The organism is Bradyrhizobium sp. C9 (assembly GCF_002532045.1).
GTDB lineage: Bacteria > Pseudomonadota > Alphaproteobacteria > Rhizobiales > Xanthobacteraceae > Bradyrhizobium.
Genome location: NZ_NWTG01000003.1, coordinates 387,749 through 408,466 on the forward strand (window position 1 = coordinate 387,749; position 20,718 = coordinate 408,466).

Below are 20,718 nucleotides of genomic sequence, written 5' to 3' on the forward strand. Positions count from 1 at the left end.
CTACGACTTTAGTCGAGGTGCACTGCGATTGTCCCGATTCTTCAGGCCGTTGCGGCCGCTTCCCCGGAGACGATAATCTGTGAAAAACATTCGCTCGACGCTCGCAACGGTGTGGCGCATCGCCTCGCCCTATTTCAACTCCGATGACAAATGGGCAGGCCGCGGGCTGTTGGCCGCGGTGGTGATACTCGAGCTCGCAGCCGTCTTTCTGACCGTGCTGTTCAACCGCTGGAACAATGTTTTCTACAACGCGCTGCAGGAGCGTGATCAGGCGGTCTTCACCTATCAGATCGGTTACTTCTGCGTGCTCGCGGCATTCTGGATCGGCCTGAAAGTCTACCAGCTCTATCTCAATCAATGGCTGCAGATCCGCTGGCGGCGCTGGATGACCACGCGCTATCTCGGCGGCTGGCTGCACGATGCCAACCACTATCGCATGCAGTTGCTCGGCGACGCCGCCGACAACCCGGACCAGCGCATCGCCGACGACACCCAGCGTTTTGTCGAACAGACCCTGGCGCTCGGGATCAATCTGTTGAGCTCCGTCGTAACGCTGGCTTCCTTCGTCTTCATCCTTTGGGGCCTTTCCAACCAGGCGCCGCTGCATCTGTACGGCAAGGAGATCGCGCTTCCAGGTTATCTGGTGTGGGGCGCGCTGATCTACGCGATCCTCGGAACGGTCCTGACCCATCTGATCGGCAGGCCGCTGGTCGACCTCAACTTCCGGCAGCAACGGTTCGAAGCCGATTTCCGCTTCAACCTGGTGCGGACCCGCGAGAACGCCGAGCAGATCGCACTGCTCCGCGGTGAACCGGCCGAGCGCACGCGATTGCTCGACCGCTTCGGTTTCGTGGTCGGAAACTGGCTCGACATCATGCAACGAACCAAGAAGCTGACCGCGTTCACCGCGACCTATTCGCAAGCCGCCGTGATCTTCCCCTACGTGTTGATCGCACCGGCCTATTTTGCCAACAAGATCCAGCTCGGCGGCATGATGCAGACCGCGTCCGCCTTCAGCAGCGTGCAGGATGCACTATCCTTCTTCGTCACGGCCTACCGGACGCTGGCCGAATGGCAATCTGTGGTCGCACGTCTCGATGGCTTCGAGAACTCGATCCGCGGCGGCGATGCGCTCGCGCAACGGCAGGACATCATCCGCGTCAAGCCCTCCGGCGGCGAGGCTATCGATCTCGACGATCTCCTGGTCACCCTGCCGGACGGCAAGCCGCTGCTCGCGGCTGACGGCTTCAGCCTTCGCGACAACGAACGCACCCTCGTCACCGGTCCCTCCGGCGCCGGCAAGTCCACGCTGTTCCGCGCGGTGGCCGGCATCTGGCCGTTCGGCCGCGGCGCGGTCGAGATCCCGGCCAGTGCCAGCCTGATGATGTTGCCGCAACGTCCCTATCTGCCGATCGGCTCGCTGCATGATGCGGTGGTCTATCCAGGCCAGGCTGCGAGCTACGATGCGGGACGGGTCCGCGAGGTCCTCGCCGCTGTCGGACTGCCGCAGCTCGCGGCGCGGCTCGAGGAACAGGCACACTGGAACCGGATGCTGTCGCTCGGCGAGCAGCAGCGGCTCGGCATCGCCCGTGCGCTACTACATGCGCCGCAATTCCTGTTCCTGGACGAGGCGACCGCCTCGCTCGACGAGCCGTCGGAGGCCGCGCTCTACCGACTGATCGCCGACAAGCTGCCCGACACCACGGTGGTTTCGATCGGTCACCGCGCGACGCTCGACGCCTTCCACCAGCGCAACGTGTCGCTGGTCCGCGACGGCGACCGCTTCACCCTGCGCGACAAGGTCGAGGCCGCCGCGTCGTAACTGCGTGACGGAGGCAGCCACGGGTACGACCTGCGGCTCGCGGCGTCAGCCACAGGCGAAGGCGGCCAGCCAAGCACCGACCAGTACCCGCAAAACAAAGGGGGCGGCAGATTGCTCTGCCGCCCCCTGCGATCCTCGGACGAGGAAGTTACTTCAGATTGGACATCGCGGTCAGGTCGACCGAGAGCTTGGCGATACCCGCCGCGCCGCACCAGTTGGAGCCCGTGCCGCCCGGATTGATCGGGGTGACGTTGGTGGTTCCGCCCGCGGTGAAGTCGCTGGTGAAGGCGCTGCAATTGCCCTTCGACAGGTCGGTGTCGGAGTAGCGCAGATCGAGCGTGAACACCTTGTAGGTGAAGCCGATGCCGATGTTCCAGGTGTTGTAGTCGGCATACTTGATGCCGTTCGGGAACGCCGGGACGCCATAGAAGCTGTCGGAGGTGCCGAGCCACTGCCGGCCGAACTCACCCGACACGTACATGCCGACGCCGCTCGAACCGAACACGGTGCTGGGTGCGGTGTACTTGCCGATGATCGAGGAGTAGTTGCCCCAAGCGCCGGTGTTGAGGAAGTTCGGCGAGTAGTATTCGTTGATGGTGAACGCCCAGTTGTCGTTGATGGTCCAGGTCGCCTTGCCGTAGACTTCGAAGAACGAGACGTCCTTCTTCATGACGTTGCCGTTCGCCAGGAAGTTGGTGGCGCACTCCGCGCCGAGCGGCTTGCCTGCGGTGTCGGTGGGTGCGCCGAAGTAGCAGGTTCCACCCGGATACAGATAACCCCAGACACCGATGTCGAAGGCGAAGGCGCCGAAGGTCGGGCGAATACCGCCGTAGACGTCGACTTCGGCCGCAGCGCGGTTGGCGAACGAGATGCTTTCGGTCGAGGTGCCGATGTAGAGCTGCAGGTCCTTGTTGACGTTGTAGCGCGGCTCGAAATAGGCGGTGACCGACGGATTGTGGTTCGACTGGGTGACGCCGCGGAAGATGTAGTCATTCATGATGCCGGCGCCGAAGGCGATGTCCCAAGGATCGAAGGGAGCCGGCGGCGGCGCCTTGACGGCCTTCACCGCCATGTCAGCTGCCATTGCCGAGCTCGAAATCATTGCTAGCGCCGTTGCTAACAAAGCCAGTTTCTTCATGACGATCCCCATCTACTTTTCCAGACAGCCCAGCTCCGGTGGCCCCCAGGGCGCGCGATAACGGACTGCAACTAAATCGCGTGGGATCAATCTGAGGCCGGTGCACGGTACCGTGAAGGCGAAAAGACATGCATCTGCCGACTTTTTAGGCGTTCTGGCAGCTTCGCCACATGTTGGTCGACGGGTGTTGCATTTGCACCACAAGACTCAGGGCTCTCGCCCCGGTTGAGCGGCACGCAAAACCGGATTCGAGCAACAGTTCGACACGCTGCGGTCAGCACCGACGCGAATCGCGTATCCGCAAAACTACGGACGGCAGATACGGAAAAAGCCGCAGCGGCATCCGCTGCGGCTTCGATCAGGTGAACCGGCGCAGGTTCGGTTAGTGGTGCTCGCTGTCGGAAGTGCCCCAGCTCGGCGCCGGCTCGTGGCTCGGCGTGGCCCAGCTCGGGGCCGGCTGCGGCGCAGGCTCGGGCGCCGGGGGTGCTGCGACCGGGGCGGCTGGCTTCGGCGCAGCAGCCTTCTTCGGAGCGGCCTTCTTGGCGGTCTTCTTCGCAGCCGGCTTCGCGGCCTTCTTGGGGGCGGCCTTCTTCGGAGCAGCCTTCTTCGCAGCTTTCTTGGCTGACTTCTTGGCTGACTTCTTCGCCGATTTCTTTGCAGACTTCTTCGCAGCCTTCTTGGCCGACTTCTTCGCGGACTTCTTCTTCGCCGCTACCGCCTTCTTGGCCTTTTTGGCCTTCTTGCTTTTCTTCGCCTTCTTCGACTTCGCCATCGTGGTCCTCCTGTTGCCGCTGATTTGAGTCCACCGCGTATTGAAGTGATCGCCTGCCGGTCAGCAGCTGCACCTCGGGGAGAGGCACCCTCCACTTCGCTTGTCGGGCATGATGGCCGCGCGATCGCTTCGCGTCTGTGGCAGGGAAGCGCCGGTCCTTCACATTGCGTCAGACACTTTGCGTCGGGGCAAGGCTGGGGTCCGGATCATGCTCGAATGGCAGTCGATCAATTCAATCCTGGCCGGGGACCTCCTGTCGCCCAATCGAGAAGCTCAATCGTGTGCACCACAGGAACTGACGTACCGCCGGCAATCTGAACCATGCAACCAATATTGCCCGCAGCGATCATGTCCGGTTTGACAAGCGCAATATTGGCGACCTTGCGATCGCGCAATCTGCTCGCAATGTCGGGCTGGAGAATGTTGTAGGTCCCCGCCGAACCGCAACACAAATGGCTCTCAGGCACATCTTTCACCACGAATCCATTCTTGGAAAGCAATTCTTTCGGAAGTTGAGTGATTTTCTGTCCATGCTGCAACGAACAAGCCGAGTGATAGGCGACGGTGATGTCGCCTTTCTGCGTTGAAGGCGCGAGCTCGAGAGCTGAGAGATACTCGGTGATATCCTTTGTCAGCGTGGAGATTCGCTTGGCGGGCTCGGCAAATGTTTTGTCCTCGCGCAGCAGGTAGCCGTAGTCCTTGACAACTGTCCCACAGCCCGAGGTCGTCACCAGAATGGCGTCGAGCCCGTTCTGGTCCGCTTCCCTTTGCCACACCGTGACGTTGGCCCGTGCACGCGCCAGCGCGTCGGTGTCTTGTCCCATGTGATGGGTCAACGCGCCGCAGCATTGCTCGTCCTTGACCAGCACCACCTCGACGCCGTGCCGGGTCAGCACGTTGATCGCGGCCTGATTGATGCGTGGCGCCAGCACCTGCTGGGCGCAGCCCTGCAGCAGCGCGACCCGGCCACGCCGACGGCCGGTCGCCGCAAACACGGTTCCCGCAGCCGGCCCCGCCGGCGGCAGGCCGCGCGGCGCCAGCGCCAGCATGGCCTTGATCCGCCGCAGCAGGCCGGGGTTCGCCGCACCGACCGAAGGCGTCGGCAGCAGAGCCGTGAACGGACGGGCCAGCCCGGCCAGGATCATGCTGATCCGGAACAGGCCCGGCCGCGGCAGCACGTAGGCGAGCACCGAGCGCAGCAGCCGCTCCGTCAGCGGCCGCTCATAATCCCGCTCGATCCTGACCCGGGCCTGGTCGACGAGGTGCATGTAGTTCACGCCCGACGGACAGGTGGTCATGCAGGCGAGGCACGACAGGCAGCGGTCGATATGCTTGACCACGTCCGCCGTCGGCGGCTTGTCCTTCTCCAGCATCTCCTTGATCAGGTAGATGCGGCCGCGCGGACTATCGAGCTCGTCGCCGAGCAGCACATAGGTCGGACAGGTCGCTGTGCAGAAGCCGCAATGCACGCAGGCGCGCAGGATCTGGTCGGCTTCCTTGATGTCGGGATCGGCAAGCTGCGCCAGGGTAAACTCGGTCTTCATGCAGCCCCGCCTCGCATCATCCGGCCGCGGTTGAGCACCGACCTCGGATCGAAACTCGCCCGGACCCGTTCGCCGAGCGCGGCAAGCCCGGCCGGCTGCGGCTGGAACACGTCGATCGCACGGCGCACGTCCTCGGTGGCGCGGATCAGGGTGGCGTGCCCGCCGACCGCCTCGACCTGGCCGCGGATCAGCGCGGCCTGCGCGTCAGCGCTCTGCGGCACCGCGGCCCAGATCAGACCGCCGCCCCAATCGTAGATCACCTCGCCGCCGGTGGCCCGCGACAGCGCCTGGCCCAGCGCGCCGCCTGAGGCCGGCGGGCAAACGATGCGCCACACCGGCAAGGCCCCGAGCGCGCCGTTCGCCGCGAACGGCACCACGTCGCGCAGCGCGCTCCAGATCAAAGCCGAAGCGTCGTCAGCGAGGCTGTCGACCGGTCCATAGGACGACAATGTCTGGCTCAGCGACGCCGCCCGGTGCGCCGCCGACGCCGAAATCCCCTCCAGCCGCACCAGCGTGACCGGCTGGCCGAAGGCTGCAAGGCCGGCGAGTGCGCCGGTCCCGGACCGCAATGCCGAACCGGGCAGATGCGCAGCGCCCGACACGTCGAACGGCGAACCCAGCGCTGCCGTCATCGCCTTGTTGGCGGCGACGTCATCGAGCCCGCGCAGCACCAGCGTCCGCTCGGCTTCCGGCTTCGGCATCACCTTGAGCGTCACCTCGGTCATGACCGCGAGCGTGCCCCAGGAACCGGTGAGCAGCTTGCAGAGATCGTAGCCGGTGACGTTCTTCACCACCCGCCCGCCGGTCTTGAAACTGTCGCCGAACCCGGACACCGCATGCGCCCCGAGCAGGTGATCCCGGGCGCCGCCGGCCTTGATGCGGCGCGGACCGGCAAGGCCGGCACCGATCATGCCGCCGATCGTGCCGGCTCCCGCGCCGCCGAGCAGCACGGACATGTCCATCGGCTCGAACGCGAATTGCTGGCTCTTGGCGTCGATCAGCGATTGCACGTCGGCGAGCGGCGCACCGGCCTGCACGGTGATGATCAGCTCGTTCGGCTCATAGGCGCTGACCGCGTTCAGCACCGAGACGTCGAGCACCGCATTGGTCGCCATCGGATGACCGATGGCCCGTTTCGATCCGTGACCAATGACCTCAAGCGGCTGCTCGCTCGCGATAGCGGCGCGCACCACCTCTTCGACGTCCTGGACGTCTCTGACTTTCAGCGTTTCCACAGGCTAGTCGGTAACGAAATTTGGCTCCGAGATCAAATGCGACGAATCCCATCGTCGCAACGCCGACGGAATGGCCCGGGAGCGGGGCTTGCCGCCCGACAACGGTGGGAACGGCGGTCGGGCCACCCAGCTCGAGGTTTTGGCCACATCGCGCGCCGTGCGGAGGCGGAGACGCAACACTTCGACCAATGTCGAACCATTTTCACGACATCGACATTTCGACCATCACCTAACCGAGTGCATCGAACGAACCACTAACTGTCGCATCGCGGTTCGGCCGGCAAGACGGTTGGCGCAAATCATCCGGAGGCGATCATGAAACGTTCGGAAGTCACGACCACGACGATGATGCTCACCCGACGATCGGCCATCGGCTCGTTCGCCGCGATCATGACGATCGCCGGCGTCTCGCCCTGGGCCGGATCGCAAGCTCGATCGGAGCAAAGCAACGGAGGAATGCAAATGAAGCACTATGCGATGAGCACGAGAACCATCAGCGATGCGATCAACACGTCAGGACTTCTGGTGGTGGCGCAATGGGAAGCCAAGGAGGGCCAGGCCGACAAGGTCGCGGCAATTCTCGACGGCTTCCTGCCCGAGGCGCAGAAGGACCCCGGCACCAAGCTGTTCCTGATCGGCCGCGGCAAGGACAATCCGGCGCAGTTCCTGTTCTACGAATTGTTCCAGGACGAGGCGGCGTTCAAGGCGCATGCGGAGAGCGCCTACTTCAAGACCTACATCGCGGAGCAGGCACTGCCGCTGCTGGCCAAGCGCGAGCGGACGCAATACGTGCTGCTGTGATCGACAGCGCCGTGGGAGGGCTTGTGGTGCAGGTCCTCCCACTCCGCTGCAATATCAGACCGATGCGCGGCTGCCGCCAAGCGTCGCACCCAACTCGATCGGCTCGGGCGATCTGCGCCAGAAGCCTGCGATCGAAATCCGGGAGAGCACCGCTGCCTCGATCTGCTCGACCTGCGCCCTCAGCCGAAGCGCATGCTTCTCGACCAGATGCCAGGACACGAACGCGACGCCGAAGGCAATCGGCAGGCTGATCAGGATGTTCAAATACCAATGCTGAACCGGGGGCCCCAACGCCGCAACGCTCTGCTGGACGACGACCCCGTAGAGATACATCCCGTACGAGTAGTCGCCGGATGACACGATCCAGCTTCGCCGCGGGTTCGTGAGCCCCAGATAGCACGCGACATACGCGGCGGGTCCAACAACAAGCGCATCGGTGCATCTAGTGGCCATCCCGGCCGCGCAAAGCGTCAGCGCGAGCAGGAACGCCGTGCGGTTGAACGGGACCTTGTCGCGCCAGAGATAGAGGCCGACACCTGCAAGGAAGCAGAACACGAGCAGCGGCGGACGAAGGTGAAGATAATGCACGTCCGAATTGTAGATATCGTGCCAGGCGAAACCGATCTGGGCGAACACCAGAAACGCCAGATACAGCACCCTGTTGAAGCAGATCGTGGTCACGGCGAGCAGCGCCAGGATCACGTAGCACCACAGCTCATACGGGACCGTCCACAGCTGCGCATTCACCGCAAGAGGGACCGGATTATGCAGGAAGACGCCCGGAAGCTCATAGTGGATGTCGCCGACGATATTGTGAAAATAGGCATGGAATTTCGGATCCGCGAAATACTGCGCGAGGGGAAGCGCGGTGAAGATCGGACCGATGATGATGGCCGAGAGTGTCGTCTCGACCGCAAGCGCAGGCACAATGCGAAGCACGCGCAGGCCGAGAAATGAAATCAGGCTCTTGCACCTCAGCAAGCTCGCCGTCACCAGAAACCCGCTCAAGGCGAAGAAGAGCGCAAGGACCATTGCGCACCCGATGCGGATATGGCCCAGGAGCTCCATCGCCCGGTCGACCCCAAAGACGACGTTCGCGCTGTGCAGGCAGATGATGGTCGCCGCCAGCGCGAGCCGCAGATAGTCGAAGCCTGCGGGCCGGTTGCGCGAAAGGGCCAACTGATCGGCCAGGCTAAACATAGGTTGCATTGCGCTTCCGGGACAACGACATCATCGAAAACTATCCAGCAACAAACTAACAAGGGATGAATGCATAACGTGCATATCAGAGCAGACGCAATCCTGGCGGCACGCCACCGAATTCACAGCCGGTAATGGTTATCGACCGGAAAGGGCGATCGGTCGAACTGAATTGATCGGCCCCGGCTGGACGACGGCCTGTCGTTCGGCCTGCTCAGGCGACTTGCGCCAGAAGCCGACGATCGAAATCCGCGACAACACCGCGGCCTCGAACGTCTCGACGTGGCAGCGGAGCCGCAGCGCATGTTTCTCGACGAGATGCCAGGACGCGACGGCGACGCCGAAGGCGAGCGGCAGGCTGATCAGGATATTCAGATACCAGTGCTGAACCGACGGGCCGAACACGGCAACGCACTGCTGGATAACGAACCCATAGAGATACAGCCCGTAGGAGTAATCGCCTGACGACACGATCCAGCTCCGCCGCGGATTCGTCAGGCCGAGATAGCACGCGACATAGGCCGCCGGCACCGGCGCCAGCGCGTCGCCGCGTCCCGTGGCCATGCCGGCGGCGCACAGCAACAGCGCGACCAGGCACGCCGTGCGGTTGAACGGCACCTTGTCACGCCACAGGTAGAAGCCGACACCGGCAAGGAAGCAGAACACCAGAAGATGCGGGTGCAGCTGGATCGGCACCTCCTCCCAGCGGTAGACGTCGTAGCTCACCAGCCCGACCTGAACGATCGCCAGGAACACGAGGTACGCCACCCTGTTGAAGCAGATCGTGGTCACCGCGAGCAGCGCCAGAATGACGTAGCACCACAATTCATACGGCACCGTCCAGAGCTGGGCATTCACCACGTCCGGCATCGGATTGCGCAGGAAGACGCCCGGCAGCTCGTAATGGATGTCGCCGACGATATTGAGAAAATAGCTGTGGAATTTCGGGTCGGCGACGTACTGCGCCAATGGCAGTTCGGTGAAGACCGAGCCGATGATGACCGCCGACAGCGTCGTCTCGACCGCCAGCGCGGGCCCGATCCGAAGCACGCGCAGGCCGAGGAAGGAAATCAGGCTCTTGCACCGCTGCAGGCTCGCCGTCACCAGGAAGCCGCTGAGCGCAAAGAACAGCGCGAGGATCATCGCGATGCCGATGCGGAACGAGCTCAATATTTCCAGCGCCCGGCCCAGCCCGAGCGTCACGTTGAGGCTGTGCAGGCCGATGATCGATACCGCCAGCGCAATCCGCATGTAGTCGAAACCGGCGGGCCGATTGCGCGAAAGCGCCAGCTGATCAGCCAGGCTGGGCATCGATCTGTTCCCGAAGACATGCATCCTGGGAAAATACCGAGCAACAGTTGAAGGCCGTGTAAACGGGTGGCCGCCGCAGTTGCAGCGACGCGCAACGGCAGCCGTGACGACCTGCCACGGCCATCACGGCAAGCATCGGTTAAGGTTATCGGCCGGCTAGGACGATCGATCGAAATGTATCGATCGCCCTAGAACCGCGGGATATCCGGAAATGCCAGCTTGCCGGCGTGGACATGGACGCGGCCGAGTTCGGCGCAGCGATGTAGCGTCGGAAACACCTTGCCGGGGTTGAGCAGGCCCCCTGCATCGAACGCGCATTTCAGCCGCTGCTGCTGGTTGAGATCGATCTCGGTGAACATTTCCGGCATCAGGTCGCGCTTCTCGATGCCGACGCCATGCTCGCCGGTGAGCACGCCGCCGAGCTCGACGCAGCAGCGCAGGATGTCGGCGCCGAACGCTTCCGCCTTCTCGATCTCGCCCGGCTTGTTGGCATCGTAGAGGATCAGGGGGTGCAGATTGCCGTCGCCGGCGTGGAACACGTTGGCGACGCCGAGGCCATATTTCTCCGAGAGCTCGCGGATCCGCGCCAGCGCGTTCGGCAACGCGCCACGGGGAATGGTGCCGTCCATGCAGAGATAGTCCGGCGAGATCCGCCCGACCGCCGGGAATGCCGCCTTGCGGCCGGCCCAGAACAGATTGCGTTCGGCCTCCGAGGTCGAAATCTGGCAGGAGGTCGAGCCGCAACCTTGCGCGATCGCCTCGACCCGCTTGATCAATTCATCGACCTCGACCTGGGGCCCGTCGAGCTCGATGATCAGAAGCGCCTCGACATCGAGCGGATAGCCGGCATGGACGAAGGCTTCCGCGGCGTGGATCGCCGGCTTGTCCATCATCTCCATGCCGCCCGGGATGATGCCGGCGCCGATGATGGCGGCCACGCATTCGCCGGCCGCCTCGACCTCGGCGAAGCCGACCATCAGCGCGCGCGCCGTCTCGGGCTTCTGCAAAATGCGCACCGTGATCTCGGTGATGACGCCGAGCAGCCCCTCCGAACCGGTGATGATGCCCATCAGATCGTAGCCGGCATTCTCGGCCGACTTGCCGCCGATGCGCAGGATCTCGCCCGACATCAGCACGATCTCGCAGCCCAGCACGTTGTTAGTGGTCATGCCGTATTTCAGGCAGTGCACGCCGCCGGAATTCTCCGCGACATTGCCGCCGATCGAGCAGGCGATCTGCGACGACGGATCGGGAGCGTAATAGAAGCCGGCATGGGCGACTGCCTGGCTGATCGCAAGGTTGGTGACGCCGGGCTCGGTGACGACGACGCGGTTGTCGAAGTCGATCTCGCGAATCCGCTTGAACTTGCCGAGCCCGAGCAAGACGCCGTCGGCGAGCGGCAGGGCGCCGCCGGACAGCGAGGTGCCGGAGCCGCGCGGCACCACCTTGATGCCCTGCGCCTGGCAATATTTGAGGACCTTTGCGACCTGCTCGGTGGTATCGGGCAGCACCACGACCATCGGCGGCTGCCGATAGGCGGTCAGGCCGTCGGATTCATAGGCCAGCATTTCGGCGGCGCTGTCGATCACGCCCTCGCCCGGGACGATGGCGCGCAAGGCGGCGACGATTTCGGCGCGGCGGGCAAGGACGGCCTGATCGGCCGCCGGCATCATGATGGACATCGCTATTCCCTCGGTGCGCTCTGCGCGCTTTGCGGATTTGTTACGACAAATCAAGCAGGTCTGCACCTGTTTCGGTCAACCGGCCGAAGGTCGGATTGCCCCGCCCGGCAATGGCGAGTTCTCTCTCGGACAAGCGGACGGTCATGAAACCTGTCAAGGTTTCGTGGCTTGTCCTGTCCAAGCCGGACATGCCACAAACCAAACACTACCCCCCGGGACGAAACGAAGAGAAACCCATGAACCTAAAGACCTTGAGCGCGCTGGCGGTCGTCACATCGCTGGCCACCGCATCCTCCGCGCTGGCGCAGGATGCCGCCGCCGGCAAGACCTCGTTCAACAAATGCCTCGCCTGCCACGCGATCGGCGAAGGCGCCAAGAACAAGGTCGGCCCCGAGCTCAACGGCCTCGACGGCCGCCACTCCGGCACCGCGCCGGACTACAATTATTCCGATGCCAACAAGAATTCCGGCATCACCTGGAACAAGGATCAGTTCCTCGAATACATCAAGGACCCGAAGGCCAAGATCCCCGGCACCAAGATGGCCTTCGCCGGCATCAAGAACGAGACCGAGGCCAACAATCTGTGGGCCTACGTGTCGTCGTTCGACAAGGACGGCAAGCAGAAGCAGTAATCGGCGGTATCGGACGTTAGAACGGGATGGCTTTCCTCGAAGCGCCATCCCGTTCTTGCTCTCTGATCTGACAATGCCCTGCCGCGGCGATCAGCGCGGCAGGAGATTGGTCTTGGCGAGATCGACCACCTCGTCGCCGCGGCCGCTCATCACGGCGCGCAGCACCCACAGGCTGAAGCCTTTCACCTGCTCCAGTGTAATGGTCGGCGGCATCGACAATTCCTGCGTTGCGGTGACGACGTCGAGCACCGCCGGGCCGTCATGCGCGAGCACGTCGCGGATCGCGCCCTCGAGCTCGCCGGGATCCTCCACCCTGACGCCGTGAATGCCCATGGCGCGGGCCATCGCCGCGAAATCCGGATTCTTCAGGTCGACCCCGGTCTCGATGAAGCCCGCGGCCTTCATCTCCAGCGCGACGAAGCCGAGCACGCTGTTGTTGAAGATCACGACCTTCGCCGGCAGCTTCGCCTGGGTCAGCGTGATCAAATCGCCCATCAGCATCGCAAAACCGCCGTCGCCGGACATCGACACCACCTGACGCCCCGGCTGCGCCGCCTGCGCACCGATCGCATGCGCCATCGCGTTGGCCATCGAGCCGTGCACCCAGGAGCCGACCAGCCGGCGACGGCCGTTCATCTTCAGATAGCGCGCGGCCCAGATCGTCGGCGTACCGACGTCGGCGGTAAACACCGCATCCTCGGTCGCCTGCTCGCTGAGCAGGCGCGCCAGGTATTGCGGATGGATCGGCTTCTGCCCCGGTCTGCCGCGGGCGAGATCGTCGAGGCCGGCGCGGGCGTCCTTGTAATGCGCGAGGCTGGCGTCGAGAAACTTGCGCTCGGTCTTGACGGTGAGCTTCGGCAACAGCGCGGCGATGGTCTCGCCGACGTCGCCGACGATGCCGAGATCGAGCTTGCAGCGGCGGCCGAGATTTTCCGGGCGGAGATCGACCTGCGCGATGCCGATGCCGGTCGGGAAGAACTGCTTGTAGGGAAAGTCGGTGCCCAGCATCAGCAGCACGTCGCAGCCATGCATTGCGGCATAGCCGGAGGAGAACCCGATGAAGCCGGTCATGCCGACATCGTAGGGGTTGTCGTATTCGACATATTCCTTGCCGCCGAGCGCATGCACGATCGGGCTCTTCAGCGTCTCGGCAAGCTTGAGCAGTCCGTCATGCGCCCCGGCGCAGCCGCGACCGCAGAACAGCGTGACGCGCTTCGCGCCGTTGAGGAGTGCGGCGAGCGCGTTCAATTCGGCAGCGGCCGGACGCACCACCGGCATCGGCGGCAGCAGGCCTGCGTTCGGCGCGATGTCGCGCTTCGGCGCCGGCCGCATCGCGACGTCGCCCGGCAGCACCAGCACCGCGACGCCGCGTTTGCCGACCGCGGCGCGGATCGCGTTCTCCAGCATGTAGGGCAGCTGCGCTGGATCCGACACCAGCTCGCAATAATGGCTGCATTCGCGGAACAGGTCCTGCGGATGGGTCTCCTGGAAATAGCCGCCGCCGATCTCGGCCGACGGAATCTGCGCCGCGATCGCCAGCACCGGCGTGCGGCTGCGATGTGCATCGAACAGGCCGTTGATGAGGTGCAGATTGCCCGGGCCGCAGGAGCCGGCGCACACCGCGAGGTCTCCCGTGATCTGGGATTCGGCGGCCGCAGCGAACGCCGCGACCTCCTCGTGGCGCACATGCAGCCAGTCGATCGTCCCGCGCTTGCGCAGCGCCTCGGTCAAGCCGTTGAGGCTGTCGCCGACGACACCGTAGATGCGCTTCACCCCGGCCTGGAAAAGGGTTTCGGCGATGAGGTCGGCGATGTTGTCGATCCGCATGGGGCTTGTCCTTTGGGTGATATCTGTCGAGCCGCGCAGCCGCATGATGTTCGGCAGGCTGCGACCGCGCAAGCCTCACCGGATCACAGATTCGCGGGCGCAATCTTGTCCGCGGTTGCTGCCGGTTGGACCATCCGGTCAGCCATCGCCTCGATCTCGAACGCCACGAGATCGGGCGCGGCGTATTGCACCATGTGGCCGACACCCGACAGCACGATGAGCTTGGCGTTCGGCGCCGTCGCTGCCAGCGGCCGCGAATGGATTCCGGTCGTGACCGTCGTGTCGACGTCGCCCGCAATGATCGACAGCGGCGCGTTGATCTCCGCATAGCGCGGCGCCTGCTCGACCACGGCGGCCTTCAGCGTGACGAGGTCGCGCGCATTGGCGATGAACTCGCTCGGGCGCAGCAGGAGCAATGTCTCGCTGTCGCGGACGAAATCGTCCGGCATCGGCTGCGGCGCGAACACGCCGCGCGCGCCTGATGGCGTGACGAGATAGCCGAGCGGCAACGTGATGGTGTGCGCCAGCAACGGCCCGATCAGCGGCGCCGAGATCAGATCATTGTAGCGGCCGGCGCCGCCGCGCCAGGGATAGGCGACCGGGGCGAGCAGCACGAGGCCCGCGACGCGGTCCGGATGGTCGAGCGCTATGCGCAGCGCGAGCGCGCCGGCCCAGGAATGCGCCACCACGATCGCCCTGATGATTCCGAGCCTGGTCAGCGCCTCCGCGATCATCCGGCCCTGGATCGCCGGCGTCGAATCCGCCACGCGCTCGCGCGTGCTCCAGCCATGGCCCGGCCGGTCGATCAGGATCACCCGGCGCATTTTCGCAATGCGCTCGCCGAGCGGCTGCATCGCCCGCAGATTGGAGCTTGCGCCATGCAGCAGCACGACCGGCGGCCCCGCGGCATCGCGCGGGCCGAGCTCGACCACATGCAGCCGCGCGCCGGCCACATCGATCATGCGGCCCCGAGGCGGAAAGGCTCCCCGGATAAGGACGACGCCGATTTGCGTCGCCAGGGCCAGCGTCAGCCCTGCGGCCGCCAGCACAATGATCGCGGTCAACATCGAGGGGGTCCGAAAGCTCTTGGGTATTTGAAGTGTCTTGGGCACCTGAAAATTACGACGAAGCCCAAGCCTGGTTTCGCGTCGATTTGCCCCCTGCCCGGGCATGCTCTTGTTCGGAAAGCCAATTGTCGATTTCCGGCTCGCGCCGGGGCGCGGAGTTGTCCACAATGCCCCCAGCCTGTGGATAGCGGGTTCATCCCACCGTCATTAGTAATTCCATAGATTGCCGGTGGCAATTTCGCCATCAGAGGCGAGGCTTCATCGAAACCGGGACGCACCCGGGATGCCTCTTGGCTTGTACACTGAATCCACAGGAACCTGCGTCCGCACGGCGAGTTCAACGGGAAGTAATCGGAGGAGTACCATGATTTCCGACCCTAGCGATGTGGCCATCGATCAGATCGTGGCGAGCTGCAATGGCGACCTGCGCGGCGCCCTGAAGGCACTGTTGCTCGTGAATGAGCACCTGGAGGCGGAACTTCAGCAATTCTATGCTGCTGTGGCCGAGGACTGCGCCTCCCGCGGCAAGTTCCTGCACTAGTCTCCTGCGCCGGACCGTATCGCGAGCAAGCATCAAGCTCGCGAGCAACGTGCCCATTCGCGGCCATCGGCCCGCGACCCATCGCACGCAATCAATTGAAGGCAATCAGATGTCGCGGCCTTCGACCTTCTCGGTCAGCTGCTTGACGATCTGCGGCACCTTCTCGAGGTAGGGATCGACCGCCAGCGCCTTGCGGAAGGCATCCAGCGCGCGCTTGTCGTCGCCCATGTCCTGCATGATCATGCCGACACCCGCCAGCGCGCCGAAATGCCGGGGCTCGCGGGTCAACACCTGCTGCAGGTCTCCCAGCGAACGGACGTAATCGTTCTTGAGATAGTAGATCGTCGCGCGCCGATTCCAGGCCTCGACATAGTCGGGCCGGAGCTTGATCACCGCATCCAGAAGCTTTAGCGCCACATCGATATTCTGGGCGTCGAGCGCAGCCTTGGCCCGCACCATCAACAGCGCTGCGGTATCGCTCGGGGTTTGCAGCCACAGCGCCCAGATCCGCGCCTCGACATGGCGGGCGCTGTCCTCATCGGGCGCGGCCTTCAGCGCGCCGAACAGGAAATCCAGCCCGCGGGTGCGGTCGGCCGGAACTTTCGGCAGCTTGGTCGGAGCTTCCGGCAGCTTCTTCTGCGCCTTCGGCGGCGGGACCACGTGGGGATCGTCCTGCGCGGCGGCCGCGACGGGGATGGCCAAGACCGGCACGGCAAGCAGCGCGGCGATCAGGATCGCCAGCCGGCGGTTGCCAAGTCCAAGGAAGTTGAATCCCATGGCCGAAGTCTAGACGCACAACGCCGCGCTGCAAAGCAGCACGGCGTCAAAGACCTGTGAAAGAGATGCGTTGGGATCGGCGCGATCGGCCGACCCGCGCCGGATCAACCCTGGCGCGCCTTGAAGCGGCGCTGGACCTTGTTGATCACGTAGACGCGGCCCTTGCGGCGGACCAGACGGTTGTTGCGATGGCGGCCGCGCAGCGACTTCAGCGAGTTACGGACCTTCATGGGACAATCCTGTTACTTCGAAAGGCCCGTGTTGGAGGCCGTACCTGATCAATGCCAATCGTCGGCAAAAGCCAATAGTTGGCGAAATGGGATTATCCCGACAAGCGGCCTACCGCGCGGGACGGCCGGGTTCTAAGCCATCGGACAGTTAAATGTCAACCGAGATGGGCCGATTTTCGGCCCTATCGAGGCCTGGAACCGGTATCGGTCACCCCGCCACGCCATTGAGATCGCATCGGAAACGGCGATCGTCGCGATATCCACGCCAAGGCCTGGTCGAGCCGCCGCGCGCTCATCATGGCTGCAAGGCCGGCGAATCGTGCTTCGCGTGGTGGCCTCGCTCCACCCAAGGACGACTTCACGGCCGAACCGAACTCGCAGGTCATGCGTCTCAGACGGCTTGCGAAAATTGTTATGTCATATAATTATTTTCCATCACCAACAAACACGCCGCCGGGGAAGCCGAATGCCCAAGCTCAAACTGCCCGACATCGAAAAGGTCACAGCGATCGACATTCACACCCATGCCGAGGAGCCGTGCGGCATGCATGGCGACGACGGCTATGACGATTTCCAGGCGCAGATGGCCGACTATTTCAAGTCGCCGCACAAGCATCCGCCGACCGTGCCGGAGACCGCCGCCTACTACCGCGCCAAGAACATCGCCGCGGTGATCTTCCCGGTCGATGCCGAACGCGAGACCGGTTTCCGCCGCTACAAGAATGAGGAAATGCTGGAGATCGCCTCCGACCATCTCGACGTGCTCATCCCGTTCGTCTCGATCGATCCGCACAAGGGCAAGCTCGGCGTCCGCGAGGCGCGCAAGCTGATCGAGGATTACGGTGTCCGTGGCTTCAAATTCCATCCGACCATGCAGGGCTTCTACGCCAACGACCGCATGGCCTATCCGCTCTATGAGGCGATCAACGAAGGCGGTGCGATCGCGCTGTTCCACACCGGTCAGACCGGCGTCGGCTCGGGCATGCCGGGCGGCATGGGGATGCGGCTGAAATATTCCAACCCGATGTACATGGACGACGTCGCGGCCGATTTTCCCGACCTCAAGATCATCCTCGCGCATCCCTCCTTCCCCTGGCAGGAAGAGGCGCTGTCGGTCGCGACCCACAAGCCGAACGTCTATATCGACCTCTCGGGCTGGTCGCCGAAATATTTCCCGCCGATCCTGGTGCGCTACATCAACTCGATCCTGCAGGACAAGATGCTGTTCGGCTCGGACTGGCCCGTCATCACGCCGGATCGCTGGCTCGCTGACTTCGCCAAGCTCGACATCCGCGAGGAGATCCGCCCCAAGGTCCTGAAGGCCAACGCGCGCAAGATTTTGGGCATCTAAGGGAGTATCATCGGCCGCACGCTTGCGGGGCGGCCGATGAACAACCGGGCCGGACTTGCCATCCTTCTCGCCGTGCTCCTGGTCGGGAGCGCGGGCGGCAAGCTTGCGGCGGCAGCCGAAACATCTTCCGTGCTGGTCGAGTTCGAAAGCCCGCTCAACAACGCGCAACCGTTGCAGGGCCTGTTGCGCCGGCCGGAGCGACCCGGCCTCCTGCCCGCGGTGGTGTTGCTGCACGGCTGCAGCGGGCACTGGCGGGAACTCGACGAGCGTTGGGGCAAACGGCTCGCGGCCTGGGGCTACGTCACGCTCACGGTGGACCGGTTCGGTCCGCGCGGCATCAGCAACACCTGTACCGGCGATGCCCCGGCCGCAACAGTCCACGACGCCTATCGCGCGCTGAGCTTCCTGAGCCGGCAATCCCTGGTCGATCCGACACGCATTGCCGTGATCGGCTTTTCGCAAGGCGGATGGCTCGCATTGCTCTCGGTCGAGCGCGGCGCAATCGAGGTCAATTCAACGGAAAAATTCCGCGCCGCCGTCGCCTTCTATCCGCGCTGCCTCGGCATCAAGGGCAACATGACCGTGCCGACCCTGATCATGGTCGGCGAACTCGACGATTGGACGCCCGCGCAAGAGTGCCGGAACCTGGCGCAGGGCCGCGACGATGACGGCATCTCCCGGCAGCAGGGCCTTGGCTATCCGATCGAGCTGATCGTCTATCCCGGCGCCCATCACGATTTTGACGAGCCGCAATATCGAATACCGGGGCAACTGCTCGGTCATCACCTCGAATTCAACGAGCGGGTCCGCGATCAGTCCATCGACGCTCTCAGGAAATTCCTGTATGCGACCATTGGCGGGCAAGAGAAAACTCAATGAGCATCAAAGCAATCGTCTTCGACGCCTACGGCACGCTCTACGACGTCCAGTCTGTGGCTGAAATCACCGAGGATGCGTTCCCCGGCTACGGCGACATCATCACCCAGGTCTGGCGCATCAAGCAGCTCGAATACTCCTGGCTGCGCACGCTGATGCGGCGCTACCAGGATTTCGCCACAGCGACCCGCGATTCCCTCGCCTACACGCTGCGTTGCCTCGGCCTGCAATATGACGAAGCGACCTTTGGGCGCATCATCGACAAGTATCAGCATCTTGCGCTGTATCCGGATGCCGTCGCCGCGCTCGAAGCGATGAAAGACAAGAAGCTCGCGATCCTCTCCAACGGCAGCCCTGAGATGCTGAATGCGCTGGTGCGCAATTCCGGGCTCGACCGCCTGCTCGATGCGACCATCAGCGTCGATGCCCACAAGGTGTTCAAGCCGGCGCCCGAGGCCTACTCGCTGATCGAGGAGGTGCTCAACGTGCCGCCCGCGGAGGTCCTGTTCATCTCCTCCAATCCGTGGGACGCCTGCGGCGCCAAGTCATTCGGACTCAATGTCGCCTGGATCGAACGGGTGACGCCGGAGGCGATGGCGCTGGCCTGCGTCGAGAGTGAGACGGTGGCCCCATTGACGATGTTCAAGGCCCTGCGTACCCAGATGGACGAGCTCGGCGTGGTGCCCGATCACCGGATCCACGGCCTGTCCGAACTTCCTGCCCTGGTGTCTGCCAGATCCTGACTAGCAAGGTCCTGAACAGTATGAGCCTCGAGTCCGTCCGCGCCTTCTTCGCCGAGAAGGCGCCCGATATCTCCGTGATCGAATCCGCTGTGAGCTCCGCGACCGTCGCGCTGGCGGCGGAGGCCTATGGCGTCGAGCCGGCGCGGATCGCCAAGACGCTGAGCCTGCGGGTCGGCGACCGCGTGGTGCTGATCGTCGCCGCCGGGACGTCGCGGATGGACAACAAGAAGGTGAAGGCAGCGTTCGGCGGCAAGCCGAAGATGCTCGGCCTCGACGAGGTTGCCGACATCACCGGCCACGAGGTCGGCGGCGTCTGTCCGTTCGGGCTGAAGACACCGCTACCGGTGTATTGCGATGTGTCGCTGAAGGCATTCGACATCGTGGTGCCGGCCGCGGGCTCGACCCACAGCGCGGTGCGCATCACGCCCGACCGGATGGCCGAGCTGACCGCGGCCGAATGGGTCGATGTCTGTGAACTCAGGTCTCAGGTAGAGGCTAGTCCGTAGAGACTAATCCTCATCGTCATCGGGCCGCGGCGGCGCAACCGGGGCCGGCTGCATCTGCTGCGGCGCATGCGGCCGCTGCATCGTCTGCGGCTGCGGTGCCCGTCCCTGCGTTTGTGCCTGTTGTTGCGCATTCGACTCGAACACCGCACGGCAGGAACTGCCAAGCAGCGCCGTGTTCTGCCGCAGGCAAGCGACGATCCGGTTGGTGTCGGGAATTTGATCGCTGCACAGCCGCATCACGTCCGGCGTGCACGCCATCTGCTGTTCCCAGGTTCCGCGATACTCCTGCGACAACGCAGGCGCGGCCGCGCCAAGGCCGATCGCGATCGCTAAGCTCAGGACAATCCGCTGCGTCTGCATGCCCAGTGCCTTTATTCAATAAGAGTTCGATTTCATCCGCACGCATGAGTTCCGCGCGGCGACTTGCTTCAAAGGTGGCAAATGAATGCGGCCAAGGATCGTTCGCGCAGACAACTAAATGTGAAGGCGAATGAACCTGAGTTCCCTATTCGACCTCGCCGATCTTCTTCACAGCGGCGATCAAGCGGGCGCTATCGGCTGCAACAAATTTTGAGAACTCCGGCGCGTTCTGATGGGCGACCAGGGCCGGAGACTCGCTCTCACCCGAGACGCACCTCACGACGCGTTCCGACCTCTCCCGCG

The 20,718-nt window shown here is 63.9% G+C and carries 20 protein-coding genes; 8 read left to right on the forward strand and 12 right to left on the reverse strand.

The genetic code is table 11. From position 1 onward, the window contains the following. The first annotated feature begins 79 nt into the window (after positions 1-79). On the forward strand, positions 80-1,822 hold the full coding sequence (locus tag CO675_RS09515) for an ABC transporter ATP-binding protein/permease (protein ID WP_097671652.1): 1,743 nt from the start codon (positions 80-82) through the stop codon (positions 1,820-1,822). Positions 1,823-1,970: 148 nt separating this feature from the next. Here CO675_RS09515 and CO675_RS09520 read toward each other — a convergent pair whose 3' ends face one another. From CO675_RS09520 to CO675_RS09535, 4 genes are all read right to left on the reverse strand, one after another. Then, positions 1,971-2,960, reverse strand: coding sequence for a TorF family putative porin (locus tag CO675_RS09520; RefSeq protein WP_097671653.1), 990 nt, complete (start codon positions 2,958-2,960; stop codon positions 1,971-1,973). 382 nt (positions 2,961-3,342) lie between these two features. Continuing rightward, a complete protein-coding gene (locus CO675_RS09525; protein ID WP_097671654.1) occupies positions 3,343-3,732 on the reverse strand; it encodes a histone in 390 nt (129 codons plus the stop codon). 227 nt (positions 3,733-3,959) lie between these two features. After that, entirely contained in the window at positions 3,960-5,276 is a 1,317-nt protein-coding gene (gene glcF / locus CO675_RS09530) for a glycolate oxidase subunit GlcF (protein ID WP_097671655.1), read from the reverse strand. Next, positions 5,273-6,511, reverse strand: coding sequence for an FAD-binding protein (locus CO675_RS09535; protein ID WP_097671656.1), 1,239 nt, complete (start codon positions 6,509-6,511; stop codon positions 5,273-5,275). The genes glcF and CO675_RS09535 overlap by 4 nt, the downstream gene beginning before the upstream one ends. A 315-nt stretch (positions 6,512-6,826) precedes the next feature. Here CO675_RS09535 and CO675_RS09540 point away from each other — a divergent pair, with 315 nt between their 5' ends. Beyond that, positions 6,827-7,312, forward strand: a complete 486-nt coding sequence (locus tag CO675_RS09540) for a putative quinol monooxygenase (RefSeq protein WP_245452686.1) — start codon at positions 6,827-6,829, stop codon at positions 7,310-7,312. Positions 7,313-7,366: 54 nt separating this feature from the next. On the opposite strand, the gene CO675_RS09545 is transcribed toward CO675_RS09540, so the two are convergent. The 3 genes from CO675_RS09545 to CO675_RS09555 all read right to left on the reverse strand — a co-directional run bounded on the left by CO675_RS09545 (position 7,367) and on the right by CO675_RS09555 (position 11,505). Further along, on the reverse strand, positions 7,367-8,521 hold the full coding sequence (locus tag CO675_RS09545) for an acyltransferase family protein (RefSeq protein ID WP_245452687.1): 1,155 nt from the start codon (positions 8,519-8,521) through the stop codon (positions 7,367-7,369). 129 nt (positions 8,522-8,650) lie between these two features. Then, complete coding sequence (locus tag CO675_RS09550) at positions 8,651-9,823, reverse strand: acyltransferase family protein (RefSeq protein ID WP_245452688.1); 1,173 nt, start codon at positions 9,821-9,823, stop codon at positions 8,651-8,653. 188 nt (positions 9,824-10,011) lie between these two features. After that, positions 10,012-11,505, reverse strand: a complete 1,494-nt coding sequence (locus CO675_RS09555) for an FAD-linked oxidase C-terminal domain-containing protein (RefSeq protein ID WP_097671660.1) — start codon at positions 11,503-11,505, stop codon at positions 10,012-10,014. Between the two features lie 236 nt (positions 11,506-11,741). Between CO675_RS09555 and cycA the strand changes: the two genes are divergently transcribed. Beyond that, positions 11,742-12,137 (forward strand): cytochrome c-550 CycA, encoded by a 396-nt coding sequence (gene cycA / locus CO675_RS09560; protein ID WP_097671661.1) that lies wholly within the window; start codon positions 11,742-11,744, stop codon positions 12,135-12,137. 90 nt (positions 12,138-12,227) lie between these two features. On the opposite strand, the gene poxB is transcribed toward cycA, so the two are convergent. Next, positions 12,228-13,964, reverse strand: coding sequence for a ubiquinone-dependent pyruvate dehydrogenase (poxB, locus tag CO675_RS09565; protein WP_097671827.1), 1,737 nt, complete (start codon positions 13,962-13,964; stop codon positions 12,228-12,230). An 83-nt stretch (positions 13,965-14,047) separates the two neighbouring features. After that, positions 14,048-15,031 carry an alpha/beta fold hydrolase gene (locus CO675_RS09570; RefSeq protein WP_097671662.1) on the reverse strand — a complete coding sequence of 328 codons (984 nt, stop codon included), beginning with the start codon at positions 15,029-15,031 and terminating at the stop codon, positions 14,048-14,050. A 364-nt stretch (positions 15,032-15,395) separates the two neighbouring features. On the opposite strand from CO675_RS09570, the gene CO675_RS40905 reads away from it, so the two are divergent. Further along, positions 15,396-15,572: a hypothetical protein gene (locus CO675_RS40905; RefSeq protein ID WP_198964552.1), complete on the forward strand. Its 177-nt coding sequence runs from the start codon at positions 15,396-15,398 to the stop codon at positions 15,570-15,572. A 105-nt stretch (positions 15,573-15,677) separates the two neighbouring features. On the opposite strand, the gene CO675_RS09575 is transcribed toward CO675_RS40905, so the two are convergent. Next, positions 15,678-16,349 (reverse strand): tetratricopeptide repeat protein, encoded by a 672-nt coding sequence (locus tag CO675_RS09575; RefSeq protein WP_097671663.1) that lies wholly within the window; start codon positions 16,347-16,349, stop codon positions 15,678-15,680. A 104-nt stretch (positions 16,350-16,453) separates the two neighbouring features. Continuing rightward, positions 16,454-16,579 (reverse strand): type B 50S ribosomal protein L36, encoded by a 126-nt coding sequence (gene ykgO / locus CO675_RS09580; RefSeq protein ID WP_002718645.1) that lies wholly within the window; start codon positions 16,577-16,579, stop codon positions 16,454-16,456. A 466-nt stretch (positions 16,580-17,045) separates the two neighbouring features. On the opposite strand from ykgO, the gene CO675_RS09585 reads away from it, so the two are divergent. From CO675_RS09585 to CO675_RS09600, 4 genes are read left to right on the forward strand one after another with little or no spacing between them, the layout of a single operon-like run. Beyond that, positions 17,046-17,930, forward strand: coding sequence for an amidohydrolase family protein (locus CO675_RS09585; RefSeq protein ID WP_097671664.1), 885 nt, complete (start codon positions 17,046-17,048; stop codon positions 17,928-17,930). A gap of 36 nt (positions 17,931-17,966) precedes the next feature. Further along, a complete protein-coding gene (locus CO675_RS09590; RefSeq protein WP_097671665.1) occupies positions 17,967-18,809 on the forward strand; it encodes a dienelactone hydrolase family protein in 843 nt (280 codons plus the stop codon). Then, the gene (locus tag CO675_RS09595) at positions 18,806-19,549 is read left to right on the forward strand and encodes a haloacid dehalogenase type II (RefSeq protein WP_097671666.1); all 744 of its coding nucleotides are present in this window, start codon (positions 18,806-18,808) and stop codon (positions 19,547-19,549) included. The genes CO675_RS09590 and CO675_RS09595 overlap by 4 nt, the downstream gene beginning before the upstream one ends. Before the next feature lie 20 nt (positions 19,550-19,569). After that, positions 19,570-20,055, forward strand: a complete 486-nt coding sequence (locus CO675_RS09600) for a YbaK/EbsC family protein (protein WP_097671667.1) — start codon at positions 19,570-19,572, stop codon at positions 20,053-20,055. 3 nt (positions 20,056-20,058) lie between these two features. Here the strand turns inward: CO675_RS09600 and CO675_RS09605 are convergent, their stop codons facing one another. Beyond that, positions 20,059-20,415, reverse strand: a complete 357-nt coding sequence (locus tag CO675_RS09605; protein ID WP_097671668.1) for a hypothetical protein — start codon at positions 20,413-20,415, stop codon at positions 20,059-20,061. Between the last annotated feature and the right edge of the window lie 303 nt (positions 20,416-20,718).

Coding starts and splice junctions, on each gene's coding strand:
- CO675_RS09585 (WP_097671664.1), top strand. CDS start 17,046: ATGCCCAAGCTCAAACTGCCCGACATCGAAAAGGTCACAGCGATCGAC.
- CO675_RS09575 (WP_097671663.1), bottom strand. CDS start 16,349: ATGGGATTCAACTTCCTTGGACTTGGCAACCGCCGGCTGGCGATCCTG.
- CO675_RS09545 (WP_245452687.1), bottom strand. CDS start 8,521: ATGCAACCTATGTTTAGCCTGGCCGATCAGTTGGCCCTTTCGCGCAAC.
- CO675_RS09595 (WP_097671666.1), top strand. CDS start 18,806: ATGAGCATCAAAGCAATCGTCTTCGACGCCTACGGCACGCTCTACGAC.
- glcF (WP_097671655.1), bottom strand. CDS start 5,276: ATGAAGACCGAGTTTACCCTGGCGCAGCTTGCCGATCCCGACATCAAG.
- CO675_RS09525 (WP_097671654.1), bottom strand. CDS start 3,732: ATGGCGAAGTCGAAGAAGGCGAAGAAAAGCAAGAAGGCCAAAAAGGCC.
- CO675_RS09590 (WP_097671665.1), top strand. CDS start 17,967: ATGAACAACCGGGCCGGACTTGCCATCCTTCTCGCCGTGCTCCTGGTC.
- CO675_RS09605 (WP_097671668.1), bottom strand. CDS start 20,415: ATGCAGACGCAGCGGATTGTCCTGAGCTTAGCGATCGCGATCGGCCTT.
- CO675_RS09555 (WP_097671660.1), bottom strand. CDS start 11,505: ATGTCCATCATGATGCCGGCGGCCGATCAGGCCGTCCTTGCCCGCCGC.
- CO675_RS09550 (WP_245452688.1), bottom strand. CDS start 9,823: ATGCCCAGCCTGGCTGATCAGCTGGCGCTTTCGCGCAATCGGCCCGCC.
- ykgO (WP_002718645.1), bottom strand. CDS start 16,579: ATGAAGGTCCGTAACTCGCTGAAGTCGCTGCGCGGCCGCCATCGCAAC.
- CO675_RS09520 (WP_097671653.1), bottom strand. CDS start 2,960: ATGAAGAAACTGGCTTTGTTAGCAACGGCGCTAGCAATGATTTCGAGC.
- poxB (WP_097671827.1), bottom strand. CDS start 13,964: ATGCGGATCGACAACATCGCCGACCTCATCGCCGAAACCCTTTTCCAG.
- cycA (WP_097671661.1), top strand. CDS start 11,742: ATGAACCTAAAGACCTTGAGCGCGCTGGCGGTCGTCACATCGCTGGCC.
- CO675_RS40905 (WP_198964552.1), top strand. CDS start 15,396: ATGATTTCCGACCCTAGCGATGTGGCCATCGATCAGATCGTGGCGAGC.
- CO675_RS09600 (WP_097671667.1), top strand. CDS start 19,570: ATGAGCCTCGAGTCCGTCCGCGCCTTCTTCGCCGAGAAGGCGCCCGAT.
- CO675_RS09540 (WP_245452686.1), top strand. CDS start 6,827: ATGAAACGTTCGGAAGTCACGACCACGACGATGATGCTCACCCGACGA.
- CO675_RS09570 (WP_097671662.1), bottom strand. CDS start 15,031: ATGTTGACCGCGATCATTGTGCTGGCGGCCGCAGGGCTGACGCTGGCC.